Below are 14,502 nucleotides of genomic sequence, written 5' to 3' on the forward strand. Positions count from 1 at the left end.
ATCAAATATTGTTTTCAAATCATAAATTATTCAAATGCTAATCCGACCTTTTTTAAAAGATCAATTACTTAGTATACTTAAAAAATTGCAATTTTGCAGGAAAAATCCTTCCATCAGTAATGATTGTATGTATAGCTGAAAAACCAAGCGTCGCTAAAGATATTGCTCAAATTGTAGGGGCAAAAGAGAGAAAAGACGGATTTTACCAGGGAAACGGTTATCAAGTTACCTGGACTTTTGGTCATTTGTGTACCTTAAAAGAGCCTCACGATTATAACCCGAACTGGAAGTATTGGTATTTGGAAGACCTTCCTATCATTCCGTCTAATTTTGGGATTAAGCTTATTTCCAACAAAGGGGTGAAAAAACAATTCAAAGTAATAGAAAGCCTCGTTGCTGAATGTGAAGAGGTAATCAATTGCGGGGATGCCGGACAGGAAGGTGAATTGATCCAACGGTGGGTATTGCTTAAAGCAAAATGTAAAGTTCCTGTAAAACGATTATGGATATCATCTCTTACAGAACAGTCTATAAAAGAGGGATTTGAAAACCTTAAGGATTCTTCCCAATATGAAAATTTATATGCTGCCGGAAGTGCCCGCGCAATCGGCGATTGGCTTTTGGGAATAAATGCTACCCGACTTTTTACTAAAAAATTTGCCATAAACAAAACTTTGTTATCAATCGGTAGAGTTCAAACGCCAACGTTGGCAATGATAGTACAACGACAAAAAGAAATTGATTCTTTTGTTATTGAGGAATACTGGGAATTAAAAACCATGTATAAGAATGTGGAATTCATTGCTGATATCGACCGATTGAAGAGCGAAGACCGAGCTAAAAAAGGATTAGAATATTTACAGAAATATCCTTTTGAAATAGTTTCTTTCGAGAAGAAAGAGGGAAAAGAAAAGAATCCTCGTTTATTTGATTTGACTTCTCTACAAGTAGAGGCAAATAAAAAGTACGGTTATTCTGCTGATAATACTTTAAAATACATTCAAAGCCTCTATGAAAAGAAATTCGTTACCTATCCTCGGGTTGATACCACTTATCTTTCGGAAGACTTATATCCTAAGATCTACGGAATTCTTTCCGGCATGAAATATTATGAAAATCTTATTGCTCCTCTTTTAGAAAATCCGATTCCAAAATCGAAAGCTGTTTTCGATGACACTAAAGTTACGGATCATCATGCTATTATACCTACCGATATTTTACCCGAAGGTATTTCGACTGATGAAAAAAAGATTTATGATCTTGTTGCCCGAAGATTTATTGCCGTATTTTATCCTGAATGTAAAATTTCCAATACTTTGGTAACTTCAAAAGTTGGTGAAGTACCCTTTAAAGCAAGCGGTAAACAAATTTTGGAACCGGGATGGAGAATCATCTATGAAAAAGATAAAAAAAATGAAAAAGAGGAAAATTTAATTCCGGTTTTTGAAGTTGGAGAAAGCGGTCCTCACGATCCATTCATTCATCAAGGAAAAACTACACCTCCTAAATATTTCACCGAGGCTACTTTATTAAGAAGTATGGAAACCGCCGGTAAACAAGTAGATGATGAAGAGATGAGGGAAGTAATGAAAGATAATGGTATTGGACGTCCTTCTACTCGAGCAAATATTATTGAAACTTTACTACACAGAAAGTATATCGAGAAAAAAAGAAAAAATATTTATGCCACCTCAACGGGAATGGATCTGATCGACACGATACAAAGCGAAATTTTAAAAAGCGTGGAGCTTACAGGTCTCTGGGAAAAAAAACTCAGACTCATTGAAAAAGGAGAATATTCTTCCGATCTTTTTAAAAAGGAACTTATCGAAATGGTAACCGACCTAACCCAAGAAGTTAAAAACAGTCAATATAGACGAATATCCATACAAGAGAAAGAAAATACTCAAATAAACGAAAAATCTAAAAAGCAAACCACACCCCTACGACCTGTAGAAGATTTATTCTGTCCAAAATGTAAAACTCATAAATTGATAAAAGGAAAATCTGCATACGGCTGTTCTGATTTTAAAAATTGCAGTTTTACTATACCTTTTGAAATATTCGGCAAAAAATTAACTTTAAAACAAATATCAGATCTAATAGGTAAAGGTAAAACAACAAAAATAAAAGGATTTACAGTTCCCGAATCTCAGGAGAAAAGGGACGGTATTTTATTATTTGATGAAAATTTCGGAATAGTATTTGAAACCTAACCAAATCAGCATATATTATGTTAATTTGAAATTTAATTTATTTTTGCAATTATAATTAAAATTATTATTTATGAGTTTAATAAAAGAATTTAAAGAATTTGCCCTAAGGGGAAATGTGGTTGACATGGCTGTCGGTGTAATTATCGGGGGCGCATTTAACCAGATTATCACGTCTTTAGTTGAAGATATTATCACCCCTCTTGTTCTCACTCCTGCATTAAAGATGGCTGATTTGACCGATTTGGCTAAATTAACCATTCCGGGAACAGCTATTAAATATGGTAACTTTTTATCCACTTGTCTATCATTTTTAATTATTGCTTTTTGTTTATTTATGATGATAAAAGTGATCAATAGGCTTAATAAGAAAGACGAAGAGAAAAAAGAACAAGATAACACACCTAAACCACCTTCTCAAGAAGAATTATTAACTGAAATCAGAGATTTACTCAAAAATAAATAAAAAAAATCCTAACTTTTGTTAGGATTTTTTATTGTGAATATATTTTTAAAACCTCATACCCAAAGTTAATACAAAATTATTTTGGATATTATTAACTTTTCCTAAATACGGTTTATCTAAACTTATTGCAAGATTGGATCCACCTACCGTATAAAAGTCACCGGAAAGGGTTGTGCGATAATCTGTTTTAATATATTGATATCCTAGGTCCACAAAAAATTGACCAATATCATATCCGGCTCCAAAAGACAATTTATTTTTTTCACCTGCCAAGTAATTTTTTACAAATACAGGATCGCTGTTTGTATCCCATATTCCTGATATAGAATTACTTTTAACCGGAGAAGAAGCATAAGCGTAACCGGCTCGTAATTTTAATTCTCTAAACCTGTATTCGATACCTGCGCGGTATTCTTGGGAATTTCTTACGTAGTCATTAACAAAATTATTATTTAACCTATAGTCAACATCTCCTTTAAATTCCATGTCTTTATTAAAGTAATTAATAAAATCAAAATTGAAGGCCAAGGAATTATCATCATCAACGATATTGGAAGCAAAAGCGCCACTTAATACCAATTTTCCGGGAGATACATTTTTATAATGATCATAATAAACATAATCTTCTACGAATTGTCCTTTATCATCGTATCCATATATCCATCGGTAATCATCCATATCAGACCACCAAATAGGAGAATGATAGGCAGCCCCTAAACGAATCTCAGGTGTAATTTTACCGATTACCCCAACATTTAATCCGAAACCGTTGGCTTCTTGACTATAAGGCGTTAATTGCTCATTGAATTTCATATATTCCCCATCTACTGTGTTTCTATGACCATATTCAGAATTGCGATCAATATTTAAATAATGCCAATCTAATCCAATACCGAAATATAATCTATCCATGTAATTGGTTGCCAAACTGAATTTCATTTTTGATTTATATCCATTGGTATACTGATCATAATTGACCATTTCATAAAGTTGATCTACATTATCTTTATTAGGATATAAATAATTTAATTTGGTATTTCTGGAAAAATTTACGTCGTTATCTACTCTTTGATAAGAAAAGTTTACTCCAACGTTTACTTTAAATATATCTGCTTCATCACCTAAAGCCAATGCAACTCCGGCACCGGGAACATTAAAATTGGTATCGGTATTGGAATTTACTCCGTTGCCCATAGTAGCTTTATTTTTATTCGATAAGATACTCATTGAAATATTCGCTACAGAATTTCTAAAAATACCTAGACCGGCAGGGTTTATTTCAACGGCACTAAGATCACCTCCTAAAGCTCCCATAGATCCCCCCATACCTATATATCTGGCAGTACCTGTTGTATTATTGGAATTATCACCAAAAATAGTAAAAGCATCGGATACATCATTGGGATAAAATCTATTGGTTTGTGATTTACCTATCAAAACCATGGATGAAAGGATAAAACCGTATAATAATTTCTTGTTCATAATTTGAGTTATATTATTATATATTATCTTCTACCACCTATTACGCCTCCGCGACCACCTCCCAAGGAGCCTCCTCCAAAGCCGCCACGGCTGCCACTACTTATGGAACCTCCTCCAAAGCCTCGATTACCTCCTCCAATTATAGATCCGCGAGAACTTTCGCGACTGCTTGAACTTGGGGTTTGATAGTTTGGTGAAGATATTCTAGAAGAACCTGATTCGTAATTTCTGGATCCTCCCATAATTCCTGTACTGTTTCTAGATCCTCTTATTGTACCTGAATTGGATGATTCTCTTCCGGTTCCGGAATTTCCGATCCCCACTTGATTTCTTGATCCTTCCAATGTACCTACACTATTTCTGGAGCCTCTAATGACGCCTGTGGATCTTGATCCTTCTGAATTAGTTATCGTATTATTTCTTGAGCCTCCAATTACAGCCCCGGAATTGTTTCTTGAATTTTCGGGAGTAACAACTGCTGCATTAGCTCTTGAGCCGCCTATAATTGAACCGTTTCTTCCACTTTCATTGTTTCTTGAAATAGTAGATGTAGAACCTCTATTGATTCTTGAATTACTTATCCCATTGCTTCGGCTTCCCGAAATGATGGTATTTCTACTATTTTGTCTTTGAATGTCTTGTATTTGTCTTGAACGAGATGTTCCATAAGATCTTGAAATATATGAGTTTCCTCTTGAACTATTCAAATAGGAAGACCTTGATCCGTAATTGGCATAATATCTTGAACAACACCAACCATTATCCCAATAATGGTGATGAGGTCTCCAATAACCCGGATAATTCCAACCCCAAGATGGACCCCAATATGAAGGATAATCCCATCCCCAGCCGGACCATCCCCAGCCCCAGCCTACTGAAACGCCCCAATTCCATCCATAATAGGGGCTCCAATAACTTCTCCATCCCCAATATGGGGCGCCCCAATAATAAGAATAATAAGGACTGTAACCTCCGTAATAATAATTATTAACTACAGTTCCGCCATCATCTCCCCAACCGTCTCTGTTATAATTATTGGAATAGGATTGATTGATATCATCACTGTAGCGATTGACAGTATTGGAAGAAGCATCACTTTTGTTATAATCATCGTCGTATAATAAATCACTGGCATTAGAAGTTGGATCAATATATTTTTTACCTATTCTTACTTGACTGTCTGAATATGAATTGGATGAGCTTGTACCCTCATCATATACGTAATCATAAGACTTTTGTTTATTATTTTTTCGAGTCTTATTTGAATAATATACACTATCCTCACCGGCATATGAAGATTGGCCGACATAACATGATGTTAAAAAAACCGACACCCATAAGAGAGTACCAACTTTCATGAAAACTCGTCCTAAATTACAACTGATATTCTTCATGATATTTTTTTAGTAGTTTATATATTTATTATAATTTTGTTCTTGAATCATTTTAAATTCGCAAAAGTCGTACCAATTAAGAAATACCTATTTTGCTGCAATAGTAATGTGACAAAGTATCTTAAGAATTATGACAGTTATAATTACAGAAAAGTTTAAAAACAGTAGAAAAGCATTATGGCAACACTTACATCAAGAGAAGAAGATTACAGTAAATGGTATAACGAACTGGTAATAAAAGCCGATATGGCTGAAAATTCCGGGGTTAGAGGATGTATGGTTATAAAACCTTATGGATATGCTATTTGGGAAAAAATGCAACGTCAATTAGATCAAATGTTTAAAGATACCGGACATGAAAATGCCTATTTTCCTTTGTTTATTCCTAAATCTTATCTGTCTAAAGAATCGGATCATGTGGAAGGTTTTGCCAAAGAATGTGCTGTGGTTACTCATTATCGATTAAAAAATTCTCCTGACGGAAAGGGAGTGATTGTTGACCCGGATGCCAAATTGGAGGAAGAATTGATTGTTCGGCCAACTTCTGAAACCATAATTTGGAATACTTATAAAAACTGGATTAAATCTCATAGGGATTTACCTATTTTAATTAATCAATGGGCTAATGTAGTTCGTTGGGAAATGAGAACCCGATTGTTTTTAAGAACTGCTGAATTTTTATGGCAAGAAGGACACACCGCCCATGTATCCAAAGAAGAGGCTATTGAAGAAGCTGAAAGAATGTTAAATGTTTATACCGATTTTGTTGAAAACTTTATGGGTATTCCAGTAATTCAAGGGGTAAAATCTCCTGCGGAAAGATTTGCAGGTGCTGAAGAAACCTACTGTATTGAAACTATGATGCAAGATGGTAAAGCGTTACAAGCCGGAACTTCTCATTTTTTAGGTCAGAATTTTGCCAAAGCATTTGATGTGAAATATCAATCAAAAGAGGGTAAACAAGAATATGTTTGGGCTACCTCTTGGGGAGTATCTACACGTCTAATCGGAGCTTTAATCATGTCTCATTCCGATGACCATGGATTAGTACTTCCTCCCAATATAGCTCCAATCCAAGTAGTTATTGTACCTATTCATAGAAATGAAGAACAATTAAATGCAATTTCTGAATTAGCAGATGCTCTTATCTTTCAACTTAAAAAGTTGGGAATTAGTGTTAAATTTGATGATAGAACTGAATATAAACCGGGTTGGAAATTTAATGAATATGAGTTAAAAGGCATACCGGTTCGAGTTACCATTGGCCCTAAGGATCTTGAAAATAAACAAGTTGAAATAGCTCGAAGAGATACTTTAGAAAAGCATCAACATTCTGTAGATGGTTTAGCTGAACATATTCAAGATTTATTGAAAGAAATTCAACAAAATATTTTCAATAAAGCAAAATCACACAGAGATTCTTTAATTACCGAAGTAAATTCTTACGAAGAATTTAAAAAAGTATTGGACGAAAAAGGCGGATTTATTTCTGCTCATTGGGATGGTTCGTTAGAAGTGGAAGAAAAAATAAAAGCTGAAACGAAAGCAACCATTCGTTGCATCCCTTTAGATGCTAAAGAGGAAGAGGGAGTATGTATATATTCAGGGAATCCTTCCAAAAGAAGAGTCTTATTTGCAAGAGCTTACTAACTAATCTATAGTACTTTTTATCGAACAGATATTTGTACTATTTTCAAATATTAATTTATTTTTCAACTCAAATATGAATAAAAATTGCCTTAATTGAATTAAGGCAATTCTTTTTAAACTAGTGTTTTGAAAAAAGTTAAATTTTTAAATAACAGTAACAGATAAATTTTGAATTCATTTTTATATTCTTTCGGCATTAAACTCATGGGAGCAGGAATGAAGATTGCTTCTTTATTTCATCCTAAAGCAAGACTTTGGGTACAAGGAAGGACTCATGTCTTCTCGGAAATACAAAATAAAATTTCACCAACGGATCAAGTGATTTGGATGCATGCATCATCTCTTGGTGAATATGAACAAGGACTTCCTGTGTTAACTGCTTTAAAGAAAAAATTTCCAAAACATAAATTTGCTATTAGTTTTTTTTCTCCTTCCGGATATGAAGTGGTTAAAAATAATTGCATAGCCGATCTTATATTTTACATTCCCTTAGATACTCCATCAAATGCCAATCAGTTAATTGAACTCTTACATCCAAACTATGCTATTTTTGTAAAGTATGATTTTTGGTATCATATATTGCAAGCTCTTGCGGCAAAAAAAATACCTACTTTATTTATCTCAAGTATTTTTCGTCAAGACCAGATATATTTTAAGCCTAACGGAAAATGGTTTGTATCGATTTTAAAGAAAGTAACTCATTTTTTTGTACAGGATGAAAATTCAAAAAAATTATTGAATTCCATCGGCATTCAACAAGTAACGGTTTCAGGGGATACACGTTTTGACAGAGTTAAAATGTTAAGTAAACAGAATAACCACTTAAGCTGGTTGTCTTTGTTTAAAGGAACTAACACCTTAATTGTTGCAGGAAGTACATGGAAAGAAGATGATACGCTGTTAAAAAACTTTATTAATTCTTCTTTCTTTATGAATTGTAAGATACTTATAGCTCCACATAATATGAATCATGAATATTTTCAGAAATTAAAAGCGGAGTTATTACCTAAAACGGTATTATTTTCAGAATTAAGTCACACCCATCCTGCGGACTATCAAGTCCTAATTTTAGATACGGTTGGTATATTGACGAAAGTTTATTCCTATGCCGATATTTCTTATGTGGGAGGTGCATTTGGTAAAGAAGGAGTACACAACGTATTGGAGCCCGCTGTTTTTGCTTCTCCTGTTTTATTCGGACCCATTTATGATAAATTTATCGAGGCCGTAGAATTAATCCAGTGTGGAGGAGCAAAAGTAATTCACAATCAAAATGAATTTAATGAAGAACTCGTTGAATTACTTACAGATACAAATAAAAGGTATAGAATGGGTGAAAGGGCTCGCGAATATGTTTTTAGTAAACCTGATTCGGTTCAAATTATTGTTGATTATTTGGTTCATTTACAACAATGAACTTAAAACTTAATTTTATAGGTCATAACATTTTAATTAAAATTATAATCAATAAAAAATTGATCATATAATTTTTAATGATTCTGTTTATGGTTGGTTGTGAAAAAAATAATAACTGGAGGCAATGTAAATTCCGGCAGTTTCTGTCCTCAAACGATTTGCTCCTAAACTAACCCCTGTAGAGCCTAAAGAATAAAGCTCTTCTACTTCTTTTTTAGAAAAATCTCCTTCCGGTCCAACCATCAAGGTTATTTCTTTTTCTCTGTTTAACGTTTCGTTTAAAGTGATCTTCTCATATTCTTTATAACAATGGGTAAGGTATAATTTTGTATTCGAAGATTGTATAAAATCCTTCAAAGGTGTCAATGGATAGAGTTCAGGAAAATTTATTCTCAAAGATTGTTTACAGGCGGTTTCAATTTGTTTCTTGATTTTTTCCGTATTTAAAACCTTTCTCTCTGAATTAGTACATAAAAGTGGGGTAATTTTAGATACTCCTAATTCAACTGCTTTTTCTACAAAAAACTCAAATCTGTCTATATTTTTAGTTGGAGCAATAGCAATATGTAATCCATTTTGTCCTCTATTTGAATGGGGGAAAGTTTCAATTATTTGAACCTTAACCTTCTTTCCTGTTATTAGTAATTGTCCTTTTATTAATGCTCCTTTTCCATTAGTCACATAGACCATATCTCCTTCTTTCATTCGCAACACTCTTACTATATGGTGTTCTTCTTCTTCCCTTAGTTGTACTTCATTCGGATATATCTCTCCTATAAATAATCTCATGAGATCAATCTTATATTTAACAAATGTAATTATTTACCGGTGAATTGAGATGATAGTATTTATTGAGTTAAAGTTGTATAAATTTTTAAACCATTTGCTTTCAATTTCAACATAATCTCTAATTTCACTTTTCTATTATCACTTAAATTTATTCAATTCCACTACTTTTTTAAATTTAGGAAAAAAGGACAGATTAATATAATTAAATCTGTCCTTTACTATCATTTACTTACTAGAGTTTAGTTACTTAGCTTTTGTCTTATGATGCTATAAAAGTCCTAAATTAAATTTAGCTTCTTCGCTCATCATATCTTTATCCCAGGTTGGTTCGAAAGTAATTTTTACATTTACTTCTTTTACTTCATCTATAGTAGTGATTTTTTCTTCTACTTCCATGGGTAATGTTTCTGCCACGGGACAATTAGGGGTTGTCAAGGTCATCAATATTTCCACGTCTCCTTCTGTACTAATCTGAATATCATAAATCAATCCTAGTTCATAAACATCCACGGGAATTTCAGGATCGTAAACCGTTTTTAATTTTTCAACGATTTTTTCGGAAAGGGATTGTATTTGTTCTTCGTTTAAAGACATGTTAGCAAAATTCAGCGTATGCTTGTTTTAAATTTTCAGCAATTATTTCCGGAGAATGACCTTCAATATGATGTCTTTCTAGAAAATGAACTAATTCTCCATCTTTAAAAAGTGCTATGGACGGAGATGAAGGTGGAAAAGGGGCAAGATGTTCTCTAGCGGTTTTAACTGCATCCACATCAAATCCTGCAAATGAAGTAGTTAAATGATCCGGTTTTTTTCCTTCGCCTTCTACAGATAATATTACTCCGGGACGAGCTCCTCCGGCAGCACATCCACAAACGGAATTAATTATTAATAAGGTTGTACCGGGTCTTTTTAAGGCTTCTTCTACTTTTTCTGATGTGTTTAAATCTTCAAAACCTTTATTTGTTAATTGCGCTTTCATTGGCGCAACCATTTCTTCTGGATACATATTTTATATTAGTTTTTATTGTTATACAAAATTAATTAATGTTTATGATTATTACAAATGCCCTATCTTTGACAAAATATTTCTTGAAATTTTATGTAATCAAAAGTCTCAATAATATCATCTTTGGAAATGGTATTGTGATGAAATGCATATTATATGAACCAAAAGTATACGAAAGAAGAACATTTAAAAGGATATAAGCTTATAAAATATTTGTTTGAAAAAGGGACGTGGAATAAAAAATATCCTTTAGCTATGGTTTATTGTCCTTCTCCTGAATTTTTGGTAACCCATAAGGTTGGAGTGTCCGTTTCTAAAAAAATTTTTAAACATGCAGTGGATAGAAATCGGGTAAAAAGACTTTTGCGTGAATGTTTCCGCTTGCATAAAAATGAGCTAAACAACACTTTTACAACATCTCATTTACTAATGATTGTCTATAATGGTAAAGACAAAAAAATACCTGCCTATAAAGAATTGGAGAGTTGTTATTTAAAATTGCTTGAAAAAATTAAATCTTCTGATTAATTTATTTGGTTTGGGATAATTTTTTTAGTCCTTTTATTATGAATACTATTAAAATGCCTACAATAGCAAATAAAATTGAATAAAAATATTTATCGTTTGGATCGGTAGTTATCCCATAACTATAATTAATTCGCGTTGCATTAAAAATTATTAAGAGGACAAAAGCTAAAAGAGTAAGATTTAAAAAATATTTCATCTTTATATTTTTACAAATATACAAAATGATATCTTATTTTTTAAGGAGATACTTTTTCTAACAAAGAGGTTATGTTTGCAGTAAATAACTTAATGGAAATAGCTAATAAGATAATACCGAAAACTTTTTTCATAATTGAAATTACTCCTTGTCCTAAAATTTGTTCTAATTTACCCGAATATCTTAATACTAAATATACGACTACCATATTAAGAAGTATGGCTATGATAATATTTTCCGTATGATATTCTGCTTTTAAAGCCAACACGGCGGTTAAAGCTCCTGCTCCTGCTATTAAAGGAAATGCCAAAGGAATTATGGAAGCAGAATGCGGCTCATCGATTTTATTAATTTCAATGCCCAAAATCATTTCCAGTGCAATAACAAATAAAACTAAAGCACCTGCTACAGCAAATGAATATACATCAATTCCTATAAGTTTTAGTAATTTATCACCAACGAACAAAAAGGATATCATGATTGCACAAGCAACCAATGTTGTTTTTTTAGCCTGAAGATAACCGACTTTACTTTTTATGCTTACTATTACGGGAACACTGCCAAAAATATCTATAATGGCAAATAAAACCATAAAACAACTTGCTATTTCCTGGATAGAAAAATGTAAAGGCATAGTAAAATTATATTTTTAAAGAATTTTGTTAATTAAATTTCCTAAAAAGTTTTTAGGCGCTCTATTTTTTTATATTTAATTTCTTAATTAAGTCTTTAGCTTTAGTATACACAGATTCAAGGGATTCTTGTTCTGTTACGCTTGAATATCGTTCAATTTGAGATTGAATAACCATATTCTTCCATTCTTCTGAAATTTCATCTCCTAATCTCTGAGCTAATTCATCTTCTAAATCTGAAGTAGAAACAAAACTATCTTTTTCTAAATTTAAATATTGTTTTGCTGCTTCTATCAAAGTCTTTTCTAAAAGAATATAAAATTCTTTTTTATCTGTTCCTTCTTGTGCTAAATGATTTAATTGTGATAATTCATTTTTAAAATCATTAGTAATATTAGAGCTTGTATAAGGTAAAATACGTGATGAAAATTTTTTTTCTTTATTTAATGAATCAAACGATTGTTCTTCCTCTTGTTTTTTTAGCTTATTTTTTTTATTTCTTTTTATTATTAATATACAAATTACCAGAATAACTATAATTGATAAAACTCCTGTAAATAATATAATTATCAATATTTTTCCTAAGCTGTTATGGTCTCTTTTCAATACTTCAGTGACCTTATTTTTAATGGCAGATTTGGGATCATATTGGTTGACATCACTCGTGTCCTTTCTGATGTCCGTACCGGTTTTATCATCATTTTTTGCTAAAGTATTAGCTGATACTTTAATGGGAATTGGCTGTACAATTAAACTTTTATATTTTTCATCTATGGGATCAAAATAGCTAACTGATTCTACATTTATATTATAAGTACCTTCTTTTTGAGGAACTAATATGGTAGACGTATTTAATTTTCCTTTTATGCCTTGTAAGGTTGCCTCTGAATCAAATTTACTTTTAGGGGTATATTGTTCTATATCATCAGATATTAGAAGTCCGGGAGATTTAAGAAGCGTAAGATTTCCCTTACCATTTATTTCTACATTTACAGTTACTGCTTCTTCTGCTTGTAAATCTTTTTTGTTTGCTGAAGCCCTAATAGTAAATTGACCTACCAGCCCATGAAAATCTTTTGGAGCATTATCTGGAAGTCTCTTAACTTGTAATGTAACCGGTGCCGATTTAATATTTAAGTCGTGTTCATCAAAAAATCCATCCGGAATTGTTAATGTTAAGGTAAATGGATTTATGACAAGAGTTCCCGATTGAGTAGGAAACATAACATAAGTTCCTATAACTCTTGAAAAATAGGATTCTCCATTAATTATTTCCTGTTCGTAGGTATTGCTTCTTTCTTTTACCGGCTGTACAAATACCCCCTGCCAATCCGGAGAAACCAGATTGGTCATACTATTGAGTAATTCAATCCTTCGAGTATAAAATTTTAAATTCGCAACTACCCCTTCATTTTGATACGGATTCTTTTCTGATACTTTAAATTTAAGAAATACTTCACCCAATTTTGAATTAAAAGCTGTGTCATCTTCACTTCCACTAGGATTTCCCGACACAATTATTACGGTGGGCTTGGTCTCATATTTCCTATTATTAACAGTTATTTGTGCGGCATCTATACGGATATTCCCCTTTTTAACAGCTCTTAATATAATTTCAATTCCATATTCGAAAACACTATTCCCTTCATCATCAAAGCCTTGGTTCTGAATTACCTGCCTGCCAATTACCTGCGTATTTGAAAAAGAAGGTAATTTTAAACGCCCCATATTTTTAATTTCTTCATTTTTAATGGAAAGTAAAAATTGTAGGCGTACAGGTTCGTTGACTCCTACCTCATTTTTTTGGGGTATGAGTTGAAAAGAAACCTGAGCTTTTGCCCAAATTCCTCTTAAAAAGATAAGTAAAAAGAGTATTACATATTTCTTCATCACCAATCTTTGCTACTTTGTCCTTGATTTGAATTAGCTCTTTTATTAATAATCTTTTGATGCGCTCTTTTTTCTTGTTCTTCCATTGCTCCTAAAATATTTTCATAATGTTGATTAGAGGCATCTGACAGATTAGCATTATTTGTATCTGCTTGTGATTTCTGATTATTTATTGAATTTTTTTCATTTTGATTGGGCTGTGTTTCTTTATGATTTACAGAATTGTCTTTATCTTTTTTATCGGTTGAATTATCTGTTTTATCTTCTTTAGCATTGGATGAATTCTGCTGATCTTTTCCATTTTGCTGAGAATTATCCTTTTTATCTTCTTTATCTCCTTGGTTCTTATCTTGATCTTTGAAATTTTGCTCTTCTTGTTTTTGTTGAGCTTCTTTTACTTTTTGTTTTGACATCGTATAATTATACCTTGCCTTATCATCTTTCGGATTTAATTTCAAAGTATTTTTATAAGCTTCAGCTGCTTTTTCATATTCTCCTTTTTGAAAATAGCTGTTTCCCATATTGAATAAAGCATTGGCTTTTTCCGATTGATTTGCTGCCAATTGGAGTGATTTTTCATATTGAATCAATGCGTCATCATATTTTTTTAGTTTATACATGGCATTTCCTAAATTGTAATTAGATCTATATGAATCTTCTCCGTCTTGTATCGAATATAAATAATTAGCTGCTGCATCCTTATAAGATTCAGCCAAATATTTATTATTACCCTCTAATAAATGCTTTCTTGATGCTTTCGTCTGAGCTTGAAAAATATTTATTAGTGAAATAAAAATTATAACTAAATATTTATTTTTTAAATACATTTTAACAAAG

At 32.1% G+C, this 14,502-nt stretch carries 13 protein-coding genes; 5 read left to right on the plus strand and 8 right to left on the minus strand.

Annotated elements, in window-relative coordinates; all coding sequences use genetic code 11:
- Positions 1–119: 119 nt before the first annotated feature.
- Complete coding sequence (locus G8C43_RS05755) at positions 120–2,216, plus strand: type IA DNA topoisomerase (protein ID WP_166004708.1); 2,097 nt, start codon at positions 120–122, stop codon at positions 2,214–2,216.
- 70 nt (positions 2,217–2,286) lie between these two features.
- Positions 2,287–2,679 (plus strand): large-conductance mechanosensitive channel protein MscL, encoded by a 393-nt coding sequence (mscL, locus tag G8C43_RS05760; RefSeq protein WP_160541680.1) that lies wholly within the window; start codon positions 2,287–2,289, stop codon positions 2,677–2,679.
- 45 nt (positions 2,680–2,724) lie between these two features.
- Here the strand turns inward: mscL and G8C43_RS05765 are convergent, their stop codons facing one another.
- Together G8C43_RS05765 and G8C43_RS05770 are read right to left on the minus strand one after the other, a co-directional pair.
- Positions 2,725–4,161, minus strand: coding sequence for an OmpP1/FadL family transporter (locus G8C43_RS05765; protein ID WP_166004710.1), 1,437 nt, complete (start codon positions 4,159–4,161; stop codon positions 2,725–2,727).
- A 23-nt stretch (positions 4,162–4,184) separates the two neighbouring features.
- The gene (locus tag G8C43_RS05770; protein ID WP_166004712.1) at positions 4,185–5,555 is read right to left on the minus strand and encodes a hypothetical protein; all 1,371 of its coding nucleotides are present in this window, start codon (positions 5,553–5,555) and stop codon (positions 4,185–4,187) included.
- A gap of 177 nt (positions 5,556–5,732) precedes the next feature.
- On the opposite strand from G8C43_RS05770, the gene proS reads away from it, so the two are divergent.
- Positions 5,733–7,205, plus strand: coding sequence for a proline--tRNA ligase (gene proS, locus G8C43_RS05775; protein WP_410488960.1), 1,473 nt, complete (start codon positions 5,733–5,735; stop codon positions 7,203–7,205).
- Between the two features lie 168 nt (positions 7,206–7,373).
- Positions 7,374–8,621, plus strand: coding sequence for a 3-deoxy-D-manno-octulosonic acid transferase (locus G8C43_RS05780; RefSeq protein WP_255490336.1), 1,248 nt, complete (start codon positions 7,374–7,376; stop codon positions 8,619–8,621).
- An 87-nt stretch (positions 8,622–8,708) separates the two neighbouring features.
- Here the strand turns inward: G8C43_RS05780 and G8C43_RS05785 are convergent, their stop codons facing one another.
- From G8C43_RS05785 to G8C43_RS05795, 3 genes are all read right to left on the minus strand, one after another.
- The gene (locus G8C43_RS05785; protein WP_166004714.1) at positions 8,709–9,410 is read right to left on the minus strand and encodes an RsmE family RNA methyltransferase; all 702 of its coding nucleotides are present in this window, start codon (positions 9,408–9,410) and stop codon (positions 8,709–8,711) included.
- Between the two features lie 267 nt (positions 9,411–9,677).
- Positions 9,678–10,004, minus strand: coding sequence for an iron-sulfur cluster assembly protein (locus G8C43_RS05790; protein ID WP_166004716.1), 327 nt, complete (start codon positions 10,002–10,004; stop codon positions 9,678–9,680).
- Between the two features lies 1 nt (position 10,005).
- Positions 10,006–10,419 (minus strand): BrxA/BrxB family bacilliredoxin, encoded by a 414-nt coding sequence (locus tag G8C43_RS05795; RefSeq protein WP_160541676.1) that lies wholly within the window; start codon positions 10,417–10,419, stop codon positions 10,006–10,008.
- A 156-nt stretch (positions 10,420–10,575) separates the two neighbouring features.
- Between G8C43_RS05795 and rnpA the strand changes: the two genes are divergently transcribed.
- Positions 10,576–10,947, plus strand: coding sequence for a ribonuclease P protein component (gene rnpA, locus G8C43_RS05800; protein ID WP_166004719.1), 372 nt, complete (start codon positions 10,576–10,578; stop codon positions 10,945–10,947).
- 236 nt (positions 10,948–11,183) lie between these two features.
- Here rnpA and G8C43_RS05805 read toward each other — a convergent pair whose 3' ends face one another.
- The 3 genes from G8C43_RS05805 to G8C43_RS05815 form a co-directional block, all read right to left on the minus strand.
- The gene (locus G8C43_RS05805; RefSeq protein WP_105296814.1) at positions 11,184–11,777 is read right to left on the minus strand and encodes a MarC family protein; all 594 of its coding nucleotides are present in this window, start codon (positions 11,775–11,777) and stop codon (positions 11,184–11,186) included.
- A gap of 61 nt (positions 11,778–11,838) precedes the next feature.
- Positions 11,839–13,665, minus strand: a complete 1,827-nt coding sequence (locus G8C43_RS05810; protein ID WP_166004721.1) for a BatD family protein — start codon at positions 13,663–13,665, stop codon at positions 11,839–11,841.
- Positions 13,665–14,492, minus strand: a complete 828-nt coding sequence (locus tag G8C43_RS05815) for a tetratricopeptide repeat protein (RefSeq protein WP_166004724.1) — start codon at positions 14,490–14,492, stop codon at positions 13,665–13,667. Before G8C43_RS05815 ends, G8C43_RS05810 begins: the two co-directional genes overlap by 1 nt.
- Between the last annotated feature and the right edge of the window lie 10 nt (positions 14,493–14,502).

Source organism: Apibacter sp. B2966, from assembly GCF_011082485.1.
GTDB lineage: Bacteria > Bacteroidota > Bacteroidia > Flavobacteriales > Weeksellaceae > Apibacter.

Excerpts from the sequence above, each read along its gene's own strand:
- G8C43_RS05755 (WP_166004708.1), top strand. The coding sequence starts at position 120 with ATGATTGTATGTATAGCTGAAAAACCAAGCGTCGCTAAAGATATTGCT.
- mscL (WP_160541680.1), top strand. The coding sequence starts at position 2,287 with ATGAGTTTAATAAAAGAATTTAAAGAATTTGCCCTAAGGGGAAATGTG.
- G8C43_RS05765 (WP_166004710.1), bottom strand. The coding sequence starts at position 4,161 with ATGAACAAGAAATTATTATACGGTTTTATCCTTTCATCCATGGTTTTG.
- G8C43_RS05770 (WP_166004712.1), bottom strand. The coding sequence starts at position 5,555 with ATGAAGAATATCAGTTGTAATTTAGGACGAGTTTTCATGAAAGTTGGT.
- proS (WP_410488960.1), top strand. The coding sequence starts at position 5,733 with ATGGCAACACTTACATCAAGAGAAGAAGATTACAGTAAATGGTATAAC.
- G8C43_RS05785 (WP_166004714.1), bottom strand. The coding sequence starts at position 9,410 with ATGAGATTATTTATAGGAGAGATATATCCGAATGAAGTACAACTAAGG.
- G8C43_RS05790 (WP_166004716.1), bottom strand. The coding sequence starts at position 10,004 with ATGTCTTTAAACGAAGAACAAATACAATCCCTTTCCGAAAAAATCGTT.
- G8C43_RS05795 (WP_160541676.1), bottom strand. The coding sequence starts at position 10,419 with ATGTATCCAGAAGAAATGGTTGCGCCAATGAAAGCGCAATTAACAAAT.
- rnpA (WP_166004719.1), top strand. The coding sequence starts at position 10,576 with ATGAACCAAAAGTATACGAAAGAAGAACATTTAAAAGGATATAAGCTT.
- G8C43_RS05805 (WP_105296814.1), bottom strand. The coding sequence starts at position 11,777 with ATGCCTTTACATTTTTCTATCCAGGAAATAGCAAGTTGTTTTATGGTT.
- G8C43_RS05810 (WP_166004721.1), bottom strand. The coding sequence starts at position 13,665 with ATGAAGAAATATGTAATACTCTTTTTACTTATCTTTTTAAGAGGAATT.
- G8C43_RS05815 (WP_166004724.1), bottom strand. The coding sequence starts at position 14,492 with ATGTATTTAAAAAATAAATATTTAGTTATAATTTTTATTTCACTAATA.